The 15,980-nt window shown below is 68.8% G+C and carries 13 protein-coding genes; 6 read left to right on the top strand and 7 right to left on the bottom strand.

What is annotated here, in order from left to right:
• Positions 1-96 precede the first annotated feature (96 nt).
• Positions 97-996: a 4-hydroxy-tetrahydrodipicolinate synthase gene (gene dapA, locus EAT51_RS10510; RefSeq protein WP_130517740.1), complete on the bottom strand. Its 900-nt coding sequence runs from the start codon at positions 994-996 to the stop codon at positions 97-99.
• A gap of 210 nt (positions 997-1,206) precedes the next feature.
• On the opposite strand from dapA, the gene EAT51_RS10505 reads away from it, so the two are divergent.
• The gene (locus tag EAT51_RS10505) at positions 1,207-1,686 is read left to right on the top strand and encodes a VOC family protein (protein ID WP_130517738.1); all 480 of its coding nucleotides are present in this window, start codon (positions 1,207-1,209) and stop codon (positions 1,684-1,686) included.
• A 134-nt stretch (positions 1,687-1,820) separates the two neighbouring features.
• On the opposite strand, the gene EAT51_RS10500 is transcribed toward EAT51_RS10505, so the two are convergent.
• A complete protein-coding gene (locus EAT51_RS10500; RefSeq protein WP_130517736.1) occupies positions 1,821-2,369 on the bottom strand; it encodes a cupin domain-containing protein in 549 nt (182 codons plus the stop codon).
• A gap of 203 nt (positions 2,370-2,572) precedes the next feature.
• On the opposite strand from EAT51_RS10500, the gene aptA reads away from it, so the two are divergent.
• Positions 2,573-3,883: an omega-aminotransferase AptA gene (aptA, locus tag EAT51_RS10495; RefSeq protein ID WP_165421938.1), complete on the top strand. Its 1,311-nt coding sequence runs from the start codon at positions 2,573-2,575 to the stop codon at positions 3,881-3,883.
• A 256-nt stretch (positions 3,884-4,139) separates the two neighbouring features.
• On the opposite strand, the gene EAT51_RS10490 is transcribed toward aptA, so the two are convergent.
• The 3 genes from EAT51_RS10490 to EAT51_RS10480 all read right to left on the bottom strand — a co-directional run bounded on the left by EAT51_RS10490 (position 4,140) and on the right by EAT51_RS10480 (position 7,188).
• Positions 4,140-4,670, bottom strand: coding sequence for an adenine phosphoribosyltransferase (locus EAT51_RS10490; protein WP_130517732.1), 531 nt, complete (start codon positions 4,668-4,670; stop codon positions 4,140-4,142).
• A 62-nt stretch (positions 4,671-4,732) separates the two neighbouring features.
• Positions 4,733-6,289 carry a protein adenylyltransferase SelO gene (locus EAT51_RS10485; RefSeq protein WP_130517730.1) on the bottom strand — a complete coding sequence of 519 codons (1,557 nt, stop codon included), beginning with the start codon at positions 6,287-6,289 and terminating at the stop codon, positions 4,733-4,735.
• Positions 6,290-6,978: 689 nt separating this feature from the next.
• Complete coding sequence (locus EAT51_RS10480) at positions 6,979-7,188, bottom strand: cold-shock protein (protein ID WP_130517728.1); 210 nt, start codon at positions 7,186-7,188, stop codon at positions 6,979-6,981.
• A gap of 506 nt (positions 7,189-7,694) precedes the next feature.
• Between EAT51_RS10480 and EAT51_RS10475 the strand changes: the two genes are divergently transcribed.
• The 3 genes from EAT51_RS10475 to EAT51_RS10465 all read left to right on the top strand — a co-directional run bounded on the left by EAT51_RS10475 (position 7,695) and on the right by EAT51_RS10465 (position 10,637).
• Entirely contained in the window at positions 7,695-8,243 is a 549-nt protein-coding gene (locus tag EAT51_RS10475) for a YaeQ family protein (protein WP_130517724.1), read from the top strand.
• A 2-nt stretch (positions 8,244-8,245) separates the two neighbouring features.
• Positions 8,246-9,436 (top strand): BaiN/RdsA family NAD(P)/FAD-dependent oxidoreductase, encoded by a 1,191-nt coding sequence (locus EAT51_RS10470; RefSeq protein WP_130517722.1) that lies wholly within the window; start codon positions 8,246-8,248, stop codon positions 9,434-9,436.
• 163 nt (positions 9,437-9,599) lie between these two features.
• On the top strand, positions 9,600-10,637 hold the full coding sequence (locus EAT51_RS10465; protein WP_228257892.1) for a LacI family DNA-binding transcriptional regulator: 1,038 nt from the start codon (positions 9,600-9,602) through the stop codon (positions 10,635-10,637).
• Positions 10,638-10,680: 43 nt separating this feature from the next.
• Here EAT51_RS10465 and EAT51_RS10460 read toward each other — a convergent pair whose 3' ends face one another.
• Both EAT51_RS10460 and EAT51_RS10455 read right to left on the bottom strand, forming a co-directional pair.
• The gene (locus tag EAT51_RS10460; protein WP_130517717.1) at positions 10,681-12,333 is read right to left on the bottom strand and encodes an alpha-amylase family glycosyl hydrolase; all 1,653 of its coding nucleotides are present in this window, start codon (positions 12,331-12,333) and stop codon (positions 10,681-10,683) included.
• Positions 12,330-13,817: an MFS transporter gene (locus tag EAT51_RS10455; protein WP_130517715.1), complete on the bottom strand. Its 1,488-nt coding sequence runs from the start codon at positions 13,815-13,817 to the stop codon at positions 12,330-12,332. Before EAT51_RS10455 ends, EAT51_RS10460 begins: the two co-directional genes overlap by 4 nt.
• 391 nt (positions 13,818-14,208) lie before the next feature.
• On the opposite strand from EAT51_RS10455, the gene EAT51_RS10450 reads away from it, so the two are divergent.
• Positions 14,209-15,816: an alpha-glucosidase family protein gene (locus EAT51_RS10450; protein ID WP_130561598.1), complete on the top strand. Its 1,608-nt coding sequence runs from the start codon at positions 14,209-14,211 to the stop codon at positions 15,814-15,816.
• Positions 15,817-15,980: the final 164 nt, after the last annotated feature.

Genomic DNA, 15,980 nt, shown 5'->3' with positions numbered 1-15,980 from the left:
TCGGTCGAAGCCGGCCGCGTCGGATCGCTCAAGGCCGCAGGCCTGCGATCCGGCGCGTGGCTGCACGAGCTGTGCGCGGCGCCGGCGACATCGGCGTCAGCCCAGCAGGCCGGCTTCGCGCAGCGCCGCCTCGACCTTGGCCTGGTTGGCCGGTTCGAGTTCGGTCATCGGCAGGCGCAGCGTGCCGCCGCAGTGGCCCAGGCGCGACACCGCCCACTTGACCGGGATCGGGTTGGCCTCGACGAACAGCTGCTTGTGCAGCGGCAGCAGGCGTCGCTGGATCGCCATTGCGGTGGCGACATCGCCGGCCAGCGCCGCCGCGCATAGCTCGCGCATCAGCCGCGGGGCGACATTGGCGGTGACGCTGACGTTGCCATGGCCGCCGCACAGCATCAGCGCCACGGCTGTGGCGTCGTCGCCGGAGTAGATGGAAAAGCCTTCCGGCGCCTCGCGGATCAGCCACTGCGCGCGCTCGATATTGCCGGTGGCCTCCTTGATGCCGACGATGCCCGGCAGCCGCGCCAGGCGCAGCACGGTGTCGTGCGCCAGGTCGGCCGCGGTCCGGCCGGGCACGTTGTACAGCACGATCGGCAGATCGCCGGTGGCCTCGGCGATGGCGGCGAAATGGCGGTACTGCCCTTCCTGACCGGGCTTGTTGTAGTAAGGCACCACCTGCAGTTGGCTGTCGGCGCCGACCTCGCGCGCGAACCTGGCCAGCGCGATCGCCTCGGCGGTGGAATTGGCCCCGCAGCCGGCCATCACCGGCACGCGGCCGGCGGCCTGCTCGACCGCCACGCGGATGATCTCGCAGTGCTCCTCCACGTCGACCGTAGGCGACTCGCCGGTGGTGCCGACCACGCCGATGCAATCGGTGCCTTCGGCCACGTGCCAGTCCACCAGTTTGCGCAGGGCGGCATAGTCGACGCTGCCGTCCTGGTGCATGGGGGTGACGAGCGCGACGATGCTGCCGCGCAGGGGGGCGTGAGAAGTGGTCATGAAGGCAGGGCTTGCGGAATGGAATGGAGGGAGCCGTCGATTCTAAGCGGCACGGCGCGGCCGCGGGCGCGCCGCAAGCGGTGTCGCCTGCAACCATCGCGCTCGGAGTCCGTTGGTTTACGTGTCGATCTTCATCGCCTTCGCGCGTCGGGGCCGTATAAGGACGCGGCAGTCCCGCCGCGTCGATCACCACCCAGGAGGAAACACCCCATGATTCCGAAGAACACCCTGTGCCTCTGGTACGACGGCACCGCGCTGGAAGCCGCGCAGTTCTACGCGCAGACCTTTCCCGACAGCCAGGTCGGCGCCGTGCGGCGCGCGCCGTCCGACTTCCCCTCCGGCAAGGCCGGCGACGTGCTGGTCGTGGAGTTCACCGTGTGCGGCGTGCCGTGCATCGGACTCAACGGCGGGCCAGCGTTCAAGCACAGCGAGGCGTTCTCGTTCCAGATCGCCACCGATGACCAGGCCGAGACCGACCGCCTGTGGGACGCCATCGTCGGCAACGGCGGGCAGGAGAGCGCCTGCGGCTGGTGCAGGGACAAGTGGGGCCTGTCCTGGCAGATCACGCCGCGCACGCTGACCGAAGGCATGGCCGATCCGGATCCCGCGGTGGCCAGGCGCGTGTTCGAGGCGATGATGACGATGGGCAAGATTGATGTGGCCGCGATCGATGCGGCGCGCCGGGGCTGATCCCACGGAGACTTTCCGGCGTCTGATCTCGCTGCTGCTTCGCGCTGCAAAGAGAAGCGGCTGTCTGGCTGCCGCGCGATGCCCTGCACGCTCCGCAGCCCATCGCTCGCAGGGCTGCGACGCCGGCGTCGCTCTCAGAACGTCGGCGGCGTGTTCGCGCTGACGATCACCGCGTCGCTCTCCCCAAGGTTGCGGAAGCGATGCGGCACGCGGCTTTCGAAGTAATAGCCTTCTCCCGCGCGCAGCACGCGCACCTGCTCGCCAACGGTGATCTCCACCTCGCCGGCCACGACCACCCCGCCCTCTTCGCCGGCGTGGACCAGCAGGGTCGGGCCGGTGTCGGTGCCCGGCGGCATCACCTCGCGCAGGATGCACATCTGCCGTCGCGCCACGCGTTGTCCGACCAGGAAATAGTGCACGCCGTTGCTGCCCACATCGGGCGTGTCGGCCAGCGTGTAGAACGGGCTGTCCGGCGGTCCCGGCTGCAGGTCGAGGGTGAAGAAATCGGCCAGCGAGATCGGGATGCCGTCCAGCACCTTCTTCAACGAGCCGACCGAAGGGCTGACCTTGTTCTGCTCTATCAGCGAGATCGTGCTGTTGGTCACGCCCACGCGCTTGGCCAGCTCGCGCTGACTGAGCTGCTTGGCGGTGCGCACCTGCTGCAACCGCGCTCCGATGTCCATGGTGGCTCCCTGGCTGCCCATCTGTTGCGGATTCTTGACACGCAAAGCCGCATTGAGCCGTTTCGGCCGCAAGTTGTAAAGTTTCTTCAACGCGCTAGGCTAGCGCCGATCCCTTTCCCGTCCCCTGCGAGGCCTGCATGAGCGCCGATTCCCTCTCCCCGCGCGATGGCTACGCGGCCCACTACGCCGAGCTGGGCGCGCACATGCCCGATTCGCTGGACGCGTTCTGGATGCCGTTCACCGCCAACCGTGCGTTCAAGGCCAAGCCGCGCCTGCTGGCCAGCGCCAGGGACATGCACTACATCGACGTCGACGGCCGGCAGATCCTGGACGCTTGCGCCGGGCTGTGGTGCGTCAACGCCGGGCACGCGCGGCCGCGCATCGTCGATGCCGTGCGCCAGCAGATCGGCACATTGGACTTCGCGCCCAACTTCTCGATGTCCTCGCCGCTGCCGTTCGTGCTGGCCGAGCGCCTGGCCGCGCTGACGCCGGGCGACCTCAACCACGTGTTCTTCACCAACTCGGGCTCCGAGTCGGTGGACACGGCGCTGAAGATCGCCCTGGCCTACCAGCGCGCGCGCGGCGAAGGCCAGCGCACGCGCCTGATCGGCCGCGAGAAGGCCTACCACGGCGTCGGCTTCGGCGGCATCTCGGTGGGCGGGCTGCCCAACAACCGCAAGTGGTTCGGACCCGGCCTGCCGGGCGTGGACCATCTGCGCCACACGCTGGATATCGCGCGCAACGGCTTCTCGCAGGGCCTGCCGCCGCATGGCCTGGAGTGGGCCGAGGAGCTGGAGCGCGTGATCGCGCTGCATGATCCATCCACCATCGCCGCGGTGATCATCGAACCGATCTCCGGCAGCGCCGGCGTGATCCTGCCGCCGGAGGGCTATCTCAAGCGCATCCGCGAGATCTGCACGCGGCACGGCATCGTGCTGATCTTCGACGAGGTGATCACCGGCTTCGGCCGCGTCGGCAAGGCCTTCGCCTCGCAGCGCTTCGGCGTCACGCCGGACATCATCACCGCGGCCAAGGGCATCACCAACGGCTGCGTGCCGATGGGCGCGGTGTTCGTGTCCGAGGACATCTTCGAGGCCTTCGACCAGGGGCCGGACAGCGCCATCGACCTATTCCACGGCTATACCTATTCGGGCCATCCGCTGGCCTGCGCCGCCGCGCTGGCCACGCTGGACACCTATGCCGAGGAGAATCTGTTCGAGAAGGCGGTCGAACTGGGCGACTACTGGCAGCAGGGCCTGCATTCGCTCAAGGGTCTGCCCCATGTGATCGACCTGCGCAACTTCGGGTTGATCGGTGCGATCGAGTTCGCCCCGCGCGAGGGCGCGCCGGGTGCGCGCGGCTTCGAGGTGTTCCGCCGCGCCTTCGAGGACGGCCAGATGCTCACCCGCGTGACGGGCGATGTGATCGCGCTGTCGCCGCCGCTGATCGTCGAGAAGGCGCACATCGACCGGATCTTCAACGTGCTGGCCGACGTGATCAGGGCGACGGGCTGAGGCGGGAGATCGCGCGCGGGGCGACGGCCTGCTTCTCGCAGTGCCCGGCTAACGTCCATGGATCCCCGCGTTCGCGGGGATGACGAGCAAGCGCTTCGCCCCTCCCCTTGCGCAGCAGGGGGAGGCCGGGAGGGGGTTGGATCAGGCCGCGGTAAACGCTGGCTCAGGCGTCCAAAGCACCCGCCGCATCAAACCTTCCCGCACGTCGAAAACCGAAGATGCCACAAGACGCCGGCTCCACCGACGCTTGTCGCCCTCACGGAAAGCGCAGCACCGCGGTCAGCGGCAGATCCGCCTGCCAGCGCCCACGCCCGCCCAGCGCCTGCAGCTCGATCAGCACCGCCGCGCCCAGCACATCGCAGCCCTGCTGCCGCGCCAGCGACAGCGCCGCGTGCAGCGTGCCGCCCGAGGCCAGCACGTCGTCGACGATCAGCACGCGCGTGCCCGGCGGCAGCGCGTCACGGTGCATCTGCAAGGTGTCCTTGCCGTATTCCAGGCCGTACTCGACGCTGAGCACCGAAGCGGGCAGCTTGCCCGGCTTGCGCACCGGCACGAATCCGCACTTGAGCGCACGCGCCAGCGCCGCGCCGAGGATGAACCCGCGCGATTCGATGCCCAGCACCGCCTGCACGCCGGCCTCGCGCCAGGGATCGGCCAGCGCGGCCGTGGCCGCAGCGAACCCAGCCGCATCGGCCAGCACCGGCGTGATGTCCTTGAACAGCACGCCGGGCTTGGGGAAATCGGGCACATCGCGGATCAGCGCGGCCCATTCGGTTTGCACGGACATCGACACGCTCGTGGTCCTGGGTAAAGCGCGATGCTACTGCACCGCGCCGCACGCTGCCGTGCTCAAGAGCTGCACGACAGCATCGAGCAGCCCGCCCGATCGCGCGCCCAGTCCGGGCGCTTGCGGGCGAAGGCCTCGCGCCCCGGCTGATCCTCGTAGGGACGGCGCAGCACCTCCAGCAGCGTGTGGATGCCGCCCAGGTCGCCGTCATGCGCGCGATCGATCGCCTCCTGCGCCAGATAGTTGCGCAGCACGTAGCGGGGATTGACCGCGCGCATGCGCGCACGCCGCGCGGCCTCGTCGCCGTCCTGCGCGCAACGCGCGGCATAGCGCGTCAGCCAGTCGGTGAACGCAGCCGCGTGCAGCTCGAACTTAGCGGCGTCGTAGAACGTCTCGCGCAGCGCCTCCAGCGCCTGCGGACCGGGAGCGTGCTCGCCCAGTTCGCGGAAGAACAACGTCATGTCCACCTCGGCCGCGTGCAGCAGCGCGCACAGATCGGCCATCAATGCAGCATCGGCCGGCGTGTACTGCGCCAGCCCCAGCTTGGCCGCCGTATCGCGGCGCTCGCAGGCCGCGAACGCATCCGCATATGCCTGCAGCCCGGCCTGCAGCGGCGCCGGATCGGCGAACAGCGGCGACAGCGCGCCGGCCAGCCGGCTCAGATTCCAGAACGCCACCTGCGGCTGCCAGCCGTAGCGATAGCGTCGGCCCTGACGGTCGGTGGTGTTGGGCGTCCAGTCCGGATCGAAGTCGTCGATCCAGCCGTACGGACCGTAGTCGATGGTCAGGCCCAGGATCGACAGGTTGTCGGTGTTCATCACCCCGTGGACGAAGCCCACCCGCATCCAGTGCGCCATCAGTTCGGCCGTGCGCGTGCACACCTGCGCAAACCAGGCCGCATCGCGCGCTTCACCGGTCGGGCCGTCGAACTCGGGAAAGTCGCGCGCGATGGTGAAGTCCACCAGCCGGCGCAGCAGCGCCACATCGCCGCGCGCCGCCGGCAGCTCGAAATGCCCGAAGCGCAGAAACGAGGGCGCCACCCGGCACACGATCGCCCCCGGCTCCGGCGCGGCGTGACCGTCGTAGAACATGTCGCGGACCACCGCATCGCCCGTGCCGACCAGGCACAGCGCACGCGTGGTCGGCAAGCCGAGATGCGCCATGGCCTCGCTGCACAGGAACTCGCGGATCGACGAGCGCAGCACCGCACGGCCATCGGCGAAGCGCGAATACGGCGTGGGCCCGGCGCCCTTGAGCTGCAGCTCCTGGCGGCGCCCGTCCACCGCGATGGCCTCGCCCAGCGAGATCGCCCGCCCATCGCCCAACTGCCCCGCCCAATGGCCGAACTGGTGCCCGCCATAGTTGGTGGCGAACGGCGCCATGCCCGGCGCCAGCGCATTGCCGCCGAACACCTGCGCGAAGCGCGGCTCGGCGATGTCCTCGGCCTGCAAACCCAGCATCGCGGCGACCTCCGGCGACCAGGCGAGCATGCGCGGCGCGGCCACCGGCGTCGGCGCGACCGAAGACCACAGCGCCCCTTCGACCTGGCGCGCCTGTGGCCCCGTGACCGGATCGCCCGGCAGCTCGGCGATGAATCGGTTGTCGAAGTTCAACTGCATGGAGCCCGCCTCGGATTTGCGCCGTGTGGCTCCTGATATGGAGTCGACGCCGGCATAAAAAAGCTTCGCGGAGTGCAGTGACGGTGGACATGCCTGGCCCACCGCCTCGACTCGACCAGGCGCAGCTCCTCTCGGCCCATCAGCCCACCTGGCTCATTCTGGACGGGAAGAGGTTGAGCGCACCTCATGCTTCGCTGGGAGCCACTCATGCTTTTGTGGGAGCAACTGTGTCCTCAACTCTCGCAGCAGCATGCCTGTAGGGCGGAGCTTGTGGCTATCCCCCTCTTGAGGACTCCGCTGCGCTTCGTTCGGTTCGTGGGGAAGGCCCCAGCGGAGCAAGCTCCGCTCTACAGGTGGGAGCCGCCCTTGTGGCCTTTTCGGCCAATGGCGGCGATGGGACTTTCCCGGTAAAGCCCCATGGCGACACAGCCATTGCTGGTAGAGCCTCATCGCCGCCATTGGCCGAAAAGGCCACAAGGGCGGCTCCCACGGTATGGAGTTGGTGTTCCGAAAGAACTGATGGCACTGCGCGTGCCCGCTGGCCATCCTGGCCTGCTCTCCGCAGCGCCCGAAGGGGGCGAGGCCACGAGGCGCCGCCGTCAGCTTCCCCTCGGCGGGGAAAAAGCCAAAAAAAAAACGCCGGGACAAGCCCGGCGTTCTTCATGCGTGTTGACGCGGTGGGGGCTGGATTACAGCGCCTGCACCTGGTCGGCCTGCATGCCCTTCTGACCCTGCACGGCCACGAAGGTGACCTGCTGGCCTTCCTTCAGCGACTTGAAGCCGTTGCCCTGGATCGCGCGGAAATGCACGAACAGGTCCGGGCCGCTCTGCGGGGTGATGAAGCCGAAGCCCTTGGCATCGTTGAACCACTTGACGGTGCCGGTCTGACGATCGCTCATTTTTACTACTCCTGAAAACATGATGGGTAATCGCGGCGCCGGGATTCCGGGCCGAGACTGGGTTTGCAGGCGTAGGAAAAACGCAAACGATGTAGCCGATCTGTCGATCTACCGCATCAGGCTCACGAACCACGGTGACCCTGGCAAGCACAGTGGGCCGCACGATACGCAGGTTGCGGTGAAAAAGCCAACACAATCGCCGGCCGATCCAGGAAATTCGCGGACCAGGCCCCGACATTTCCAAACCCGATCGTTCAACAAGCCACGAAATCCCTTTCAAAACAAACAGCTAGGTAGTAGCATACGCCGTCCGGCAGGTGCCCCAAGTCACCGCCGGTGGCGCCAGCGGATGCTGCGCTGCAGCAGTGCAGCGGGCGTTCGCGCCGGCTCCAGGCCTGGGATGGCCCTGTCCTGCGCGGGATCCTCCCTGCCCCCTCCTTCCCGTGACCGCCCGCGCCGCATGCCTGCGCGGGGGCGCGTTTGTTCTCACTTCCTTGTCTTGAGCCATGGCCCTTTCCGCCACGATCCGCAAGGTCGAGCTGCAGATCAGCGACCTCGACCGCAACCACTACGCCAGCCACAGCCTGACCCTGGCCCAGCACCCCTCGGAGACCGACGAGCGCCTGGTGGCGCGCGTGCTGGCCTTCGTCCTGTATGCCGACGAACGCCTGGCCTTCGGCCGCGGCCTGAGCAACGAGGACGAGCCCGACCTGTGGCGCCGCGACTACAGCGGCCAGATCGAACAGTGGATCGAACTGGGCCAGCCCGACGAGAGCCGCCTGCGCAAGGCCGCCGGCCGCGCGCGCGAGGTGGTGGTGGTCGGCTACGCCGGGCACGCCGGCGATGTGTGGTGGCACAAGCACGCCGCCTCGCTGCGCCGCATGAAGCAGCTGACCGTGATCGACCTGCCGCAGGACGCGATCCGGGAACTGGCGGCCAAGCTCGTGCGCACCCTGCGCCTGGACGTGCTGATCCAGGACGGCGAAGTCCAGCTGATGGGCGACGATCTGCAGCTGGTGGTGGTCCCCATCGTCCGCCACGCGCCGCAGGACTGAAGGTGCTGGCCGGCTTCACCCACGATGTCCTGATCATCGGCGGCGGCGCGGCCGGGCTGATGTGCGCGGCCACCGCCGGCGCGCGCGGGCGCTCGGTGCTGGTGATCGAGCACGCCAACCGCGTGGGCAAGAAGATCCTGATGTCCGGCGGCGGGCGCTGCAACTTCACCAACACCGGCACCTCGCCGGCCAACTATCTGTCGGACAACCCGCACTTCTGCCGTTCGGCGCTGGCGCGCTACACGCCGCGCGACTTCATCGCGCTGGTCGAGAAGCACCGCATCGCCTATCACGAGAAGGAGCTGGGCCAGCTGTTCTGCGACGACTCGTCCAAGCAGATCGTGGCCATGCTGGTCGCCGAATGCGAAGCGGCCGGCGTGCGCATCGCCACCGGCTGCGCTGTTGAGCGCGTGGTCGCGCGCGAGGGTGGCGGCTATGCGGTGCACACCGCGCAGGGCGTGTTCGCCGCGCCCTCGCTGGTGGTGGCCAGCGGCGGGCTGTCGATTCCTTCCATGGGCGCCAGCGGCTTCGGCTATGCGCTGGCGCGGCAGTTCGGCCTCACCGTACTGCCCACGCGCGCGGGGCTGGTGCCGCTGACCCTGAGCGGCCGCCCGCAGGAGCAGCTGGCCGACCTGGCCGGCGTGTCGCTGCCGGTGCGCGCGGCGTCCGGCAAGATCGCCTTCGACAACGCCATGTTGATCACCCATCGCGGCATCAGCGGCCCGGCGATCCTGCAGATCTCCTCGTACTGGCAGCCGGGCCAGCCGCTGCACCTGGACCTGCTGCCGGGGCAGGACGCGCTGGCTGTGCTGCAGGCGCAGCGGGCCGCGCGCCCCGCCGCCGAGCTGAAGACGGTGCTGGGCGATCTGTTGCCACGCCGCTTCGCCCAGCGCCTGTGCGAACACTGGCTGCCCAACCGGCCGATGAAGCAGTTCAACGAGCCGCAGCTGCGCCAGGCCGCCGATCTGCTGCGCGCCTGGCCGCTGGTGGCCAGCGGCACCGAGGGCTATCGCACCGCCGAGGTCACGCTGGGCGGCGTGGACACGCGCGAAGTGTCGCAGGCCACGTTCGAATCCAGGCGCGCGCCCGGCCTGCACTTCATCGGCGAGGTGCTGGACGTCACCGGCTGGCTGGGCGGCTACAACTTCCAGTGGGCCTGGGCCAGCGGCCACGCCGCAGGCGAAGCGGTATAGCGGAAGGCTGCAGGACGGCGGCGAACGGCGCCCGAGCCGGCATGGCCGTCGCGTTTGACCCGACGCCCGCACCTCCAAAGCGCAATCGATGCGGCATTGCAGCACGGCCCTCCCAAGGCCGCGTGGCATGATCGCGCGCACCGCAATACAGGAATGGTGTTCCGTGCAGCATTCGATCAAGGGCAAGGCCACCTCGCTCGACATCGCGCACCTGGCCGGCGTGTCCCAGCCCACGGTGTCGCGCGCCCTGCGCGGCAGCCCGATGGTCAACGAGGACACCCGCCGGCGCATCCTGGCCATCGCCGAGCAGCTGCACTACAAGGTCGACAAGAACGCCTCCAACCTGCGCACCCAGCACACCGGGACGCTGGCGCTGCTGTTCTTCGAAGACCCGACGCCGGACGAATCGGCGATCAATCCGTTCTTCCTGTCGATGCTGGGCTCGATCACGCGCGCCTGCGCGCTGCATGGCTACGACCTGCTGATCTCCTTCCAGAACCTCTCCACCGACTGGCAAGCCGACTACGCCGACAGCAAAAAGGCCGACGGGCTCATCCTGCTGGGCTACGGCGACTATCTGCAGTCGCGGGTGCGGCTGGAAAAGCTGCAGCAGCAGGGCATCCGCTTCGTGCGCTGGGGCGCCGCCCTGCCCGGCCAGCCGGGCGTGTCGATCGGCTGCGACAACTTCCAGGGCGGGCACGACATGGCCGCGCACCTGATCGCCCAGGGCCGGCGGCGCATCGCCTTCCTCGGCCATGCCTCGGCGCACTACCCCGAGTTCCAGGAGCGCCATCGTGGCGTGTGCGCGGCGCTCGATGCGGCGGGACTGGAACATGAGCCCACGCTGCAGGTGGACGCGGAGACCAGCGAGCAGTCCGGCTACGCCGCGGCGCGCATCCTGCTGGCGCGTGGCGTGGCCTTCGATGCGGTGTTCGGCGCCAGCGACCTGATCGCCATCGGCGCGATGAAGGCGCTGCTGGAGGCCGGCCTGCGCATCCCCGAGCAGGTGGCGGTGGCCGGCTTCGACGACATCCCGCTGGCGGGTTTCGTCACCCCGGGACTGTCGACCGTGCAGCAGGACACGCGCCAGGCCGGCATGCTGCTGGTCGACGCGCTGCTGCAGCAGCTGCACGGCCAGCCGGTGGACAGCCAGACCATTCCGGTCAGGCTGGCGCTGCGCGGTTCCACGCGCTGCGCCTGAGGCGCGGCGGGAGGCGCCGCACGCCAAAGCAGGCGCCGCCCGCTCAGTCGCGCAGGCGGTGGCCCATGTCTTCGGTCAGGCGCGCACGCAGCTCGGGATTGGTCAGCGCGCCGTCGTAGAACAGCACGCGCACGCCGTGCGCGGGCACCTCGAGCGCCACGCGCCCGTCGATCCGCACCTGGCCGCCGTCGAAGCCATCGCGCCAGGTGCCGGCCTGCAGCAGCGTCTCCAGCGCGATGGTCGAGGCCGTGTCGGCCTTGTTGAGCAGGACCAGCGCGGTCTGCGCCTGCCCGGCATGCTCGTAGACGCGATAGAAGGCGCCGGTGTCGCCTTTCAGCACCAGGTTGAGCTGCAGCCCGCGCTGCAGGGCGACCGACTCGCGGCGCAGGTTGGCGATGCGCTTGAGGTTGCGGTAGATGCCGCTGTCGCCCGCGGCATCGATGCGCTGCTGGCCGTAGTAGTTGCGGTTGCCGGCATGCTCGGCCGCGCCGCGCATGAAGCCGGTCTCCGAGCCGTAGTAGATCGCCGGGATGCCGCGCGCGGTGAACAGCCAGTTGTTGGCGTCGATGAAGCCCGCATCGCTGGCATCCAGCCGCGCCATGTCGTGGTTGTCGTAGAAGGTGACCAGGTCGTAGGGGTTGGCGTACGGGCCGTCCTCCAGGTACAGCGTGCGCTCCAGGTCCTCGTAGCCACCGCCCTCCTTGCCGAACACCTTGGACAGCCTGGCCCGCTGCGGGAAGTCCAGCACGCTGTAGTGGCCGTTGCGCTCCAGCGTGTGGGCGGCGATGAAGGCCGCGTCATAGTCGAAGGCCTCACCGAACATGAAGAAGCCCGGATGCCTGGCGCGGATGCGGTCGGCGAACTGCTTCCAGAAGCGGTGCGGCATCCAGCCGATCGTGTCCACGCGAAACGCCGCCGCGCCCTGCTCGATCCACTGCTCGTAGGCGCCGGCCAGATAGTCCAGCACCGCCGGGTTGTCCTCGGCCAGGTCCGACAGCTGGGCCAGGCCGCCGCCGGTGTTGTAGAAGGCGTGGATCGGGTTGTGCTTCGGATCCAGCTGGGACGGGTCCAGGTTCTGGTGGTCGGCCAGCTTGCGGCCGTCCCTGTCGAAGATCTGGCCGAACTTGGGCTGCGCCTTGGGCATCGAGTACGCCGGCGAGCCGTGGTTGGCCACGATGTCCAGCACCACGTCCAGCTGCTGGCCCTTCATGGCGCGGGTGAAGCCGGCAAAATCCAGGCCCTTGCTGGGCAGGTGTTCGTCCAGCTTGTAGAAGTTCACGCCCCAGTAGCCGTGATAACCGGTCTTGCCCCGGTCGGTCATCGCGCTGCCCCAGCGCACCGGCTCGCCGCCGGTGAAGGCCTCATCCGGGTTGTCCACGATCGGCGTCACCCACACCGCGCCGAAGCCCATGTCGTGGATGTAGCCGGCATTGTCGACGATGCCTTTGAAGTCGCCGCCGAGGTAGCCGATGTTGTCGCTCTGCCCGGCCGGCGCACCCGGCGTGGGCAGGTCGAAGGTGCGGTGCCGGCCGCCCTGGTCGCGATGATCGTTGGACGGATCGCCGTTGACGAAGCGGTCGGTCATCACGAAGTAGATCGCCTTGCTGGCGAAGGGCTCCAGCGTGCCGTACAGCTCGTCGGCGCGCGCCGGCACGGCCAGGGACAGGGCCAACAGCGAAAGGCAGAACGTTCTCATGCGTGGGCTTCCGGACGGGCGTCCCGCACGCGCAGCGTGCACAGGCCGGCCAACAAGAGGCTCAGGCCACCGACGGCCAGCGCGTTGATCGGCGCACCGCCCAGCACGGTCTTGACCAGCAGGCCCAGGATCGAGGCGGCCACCAGCTGCGGGATGACGATGAAGAAATTGAAGATGCCCATGTACAGGCCCATCTTGCGCGCCGGCACGCTGTCGGACAGCAGCGCATAGGGCAGCGACAGGATCGAGGCCCAGGCGAAGCCCACGCCGACCATCGACAGCAGCAGCCAGTGCGGATCGCGGATCAGCAGGAACGACAGAAACCCCACTCCGCCCAGGCACAGATTGAGCAGATGGCTCCAGCGCAGCCCCAGCACCCGCACCATCTGCGGGATCACGATCGCGGCCAGCGCGGCGAAGCCGTTGTAGGCGGCGAACAGCACGCCGACCCAGTTGGCCCCGTCGTTGTAGGCGGCCGAGGTGGTGTCGCGCGTGCCGAAGTGCGTGGCGGTGACCGCATCGGTGGTGTAGATCCACATCGCGAACAGGGCGAACCAGGAGAAGAACTGCACCACCGCCAGCCGGCGCATGGTCGGCGGCATGTCCAGCAGATCGTCGACGATGGCCGCATACATGCCACCGCGCACGCGGCCGCGGCCCAGCAGCAGGGCGCCGAACACGGCCGCGCCGCCGCCCAGCACATACAGCTGCTTGTCCAGGTCCAACAGCGCGACCAGCGCGCAGCCGATCAGGCCCAGCACCAGCGCAGCGGTGCCCAGGCGCAGACGCAGCGCGGGCGGGGATGCCGATAGCGCCGGCGCGACCTCCGCCTCCGGCGCTTCGCGCTCGCCGGCCAGCTGGCCCGGCGGATCCTCGCGCGTGGTGAGCACGGTCCACAGGATGGTCAGCAGCAGCACTGCGCCACCGAAGTAGAATGCATAGCGCACGGTGTCCGGCACCTCCCCTGCACCGGCGGTGTTGGCCACGCCGGCCTGCGCCAGCAGCCACGGCAGCAGGCTGGCCACCACCGAGCCGATGCCGATGAAGAAGCTCTGCATCGCATAGCCCGAGGCGCGCTGACGGGTGGGCAGCAGGTCGCCGACGAAGGCGCGGAACGGCTCCATCGAGATGTTGATCGAGGCGTCCAGCACCCACAGCAGGCCAGCCGCGATCCACAGCGCGGGCGAGTGCGGCATCGCCAGCAGCGCCAGCGTGGCCAGCACCGCGCCGATGAGGAAATACGGGCGACGCCTGCCCAGCCGCGTCCAGGTGCGGTCGGACAGATAGCCGACGATGGGCTGCACGATCAGCCCAGTCAGCGGTGCGGCCATCCACAGCACCGGGATCTCGTCCACCGAGGCGCCCAGGGTGTGGAAGATGCGGCTGACGTTGGCGTTCTGCAGGGCGAAGCCGAACTGGATGCCCAGAAAGCCGAAGCACATGTTCCAGATCTGCCAGAACGACAGGGTGCGGGTTTGGCTCATCACGCGCGATCGATCCCCTTGCGACACCGCGCGGCCGTGTCGAATCACGGCCGCGGTTCGCCGGGCGACATGGTGACCGTTGCCGTCGCGCTTTCCATGCTGCAGTGCAACCAAGTGTGTGCATGCGCTGCGATGTCAAAGTCGCGGCCTGCAAATGCACGCGACACGTTCGAAACGCCTGTTTTCAAGCGGTTTCAGCGATGCGCCGCGTGATCGATGCACCCCGCGCGAAGCCCCTTCGTCGACTCACACATCGCAGCCCGCTGCATACGTATTCATGGCCTCGCCCCGGCGTTGCGCGAGGACGCGCCGGGTCATGCGTGGAATAGTGGCGCCCGCTTCGCCCAGGGCCGCTCGCGGCGCCCGGGCCGGATTACTTCGGGGAACGGCAATGAACAACTGGTGGCGCGGCGCGGTGATCTATCAGGTCTATCCGCGCAGCTTCAAGGACACCAATGGCGATGGCGTGGGCGACCTGCCCGGCATCGTCGAAGGCCTAGACTACATCGCCAGCCTGGGCGTGGACGCGATCTGGATCTCGCCGTTCTTCAAGTCGCCCATGGCCGACTTCGGCTATGACATCGCCGACTACCGCGATGTCGATCCGCTGTTCGGCACGCTGGCCGACTTCGACGCCCTGCTGGCCAAGGCGCATGCGCTGGGCCTGAAGGTGATGATCGACCAGGTGCTCAGCCACTGCTCGGACCAGCACGCCTGGTTCCAGGAAAGCCGGCTGAGCCGCGACAACGCCAAGGCCGACTGGTACGTCTGGGCCGATCCGAAGGAAGACGGCACGCCGCCGAACAACTGGATGTCGCTGTTCGGCGGCGTGGCCTGGCGCTGGGAGCCGCGGCGCGAGCAGTACTACCTGCACAACTTCCTCGGCGCGCAGCCGGATCTGAACTTCCACAACCCGGCCGTGCAGCAGGCGACGCTGGACAATGTGCAGTTCTGGCTGGATCGCGGCGTGGACGGCATGCGCCTGGACGCGATCAACTTCTGCTTCCACGACGCGCAGCTGCGCGACAACCCGCCCAAGCCCAAGGACCAGCGCATGGGCCGCGGCTTCAGCGCGGACAACCCTTACGCCTACCAGTACCACTACTACAACAACACCCGCCCGGAGATGCTGCCCTTCCTGGAGCGGCTGCGCGGGCTGATGGACCGCTATCCGGACGTGGCCGCGCTGGGCGAGATCTCCTCGGAGGATTCGCTGGCCACCACCGCCGAGTACACCGGTCGCAAGCGCCTGCACATGGGCTACAGCTTCGAGCTGCTGGTCGAGGATTTCAGCGCCGGCTACATCCGCGACACCGTCGCCCGGCTGGAGGCGGCGATGGACGATGGCTGGCCGTGCTGGGCCATCTCCAACCACGACGTGCCGCGCGCGGTCTCGCGCTGGGGCGGCGCGGGCGACGATGCCTTCGCCGCGCAGCTGGTGGCGCTGGTGTGCTCGCTGCGCGGCTCGGTGTGCCTGTATCAGGGCGAGGAGCTGGGGCTGAGCGAGGCGCAGGTGCCCTTCGAGCTGCTGCAGGACCCCTACGGCAAGGCCTTCTGGCCCAACTTCAAGGGCCGCGACGGTTGTCGCACACCGCTGCCGTGGCGCGATGCCGATGCCGGCGGCTTCACCAGCGGCCAGCCGTGGCTGCCGGTGCCGGCCGAGCACCGTGCGCGCAGCATCGCCGCCCAGCAGGCCGATGCGGATTCGGTGCTGCAGCACGTGCGCCGCTTCCTGCGCTGGCGGCGCCGGCATCCGGCGCTGGTGCTGGGCACGATCGCCTTCCTGCAGACCAACGAGCCGGTGCTGGCCTTCCTGCGCGAACACGAAGACCAGCGCGTGCTGGTGGTGTTCAACCTCTCGGCCCAGGCGCAGCACTGGACCCTGCCCGAAGGCCTTGCCGCCACCGCGCTGGAGGATCACGGCCTGCCGGGCGCACCACTGGAAGGACGCACGCTCGCCCTGCCCGCGCGCGGCAGCTGGTTCGGTGTCGTGGCGTGATCGAGCGTGATGTCGGCGGCTGCGCGGAATCGTTCCTGCGCTGCAGCACGGACGCCGCAGACCGTCGGAGAACCCTTGTTTCCAAGCCGTTTTCGCTCGCGCGAGCGAAGACGCAGGCCGCGGCATCGCCCGTCCGATGACGTCGTTGCAAGCGCACCGCCATG

The organism is Pseudoxanthomonas winnipegensis (assembly GCF_004283755.1).
Classification (GTDB): domain Bacteria; phylum Pseudomonadota; class Gammaproteobacteria; order Xanthomonadales; family Xanthomonadaceae; genus Pseudoxanthomonas_A; species Pseudoxanthomonas_A winnipegensis.
The sequence above is the reverse complement of the archived record's forward strand: the minus strand, read 5'-3'. Positions and strand labels throughout refer to the sequence as shown.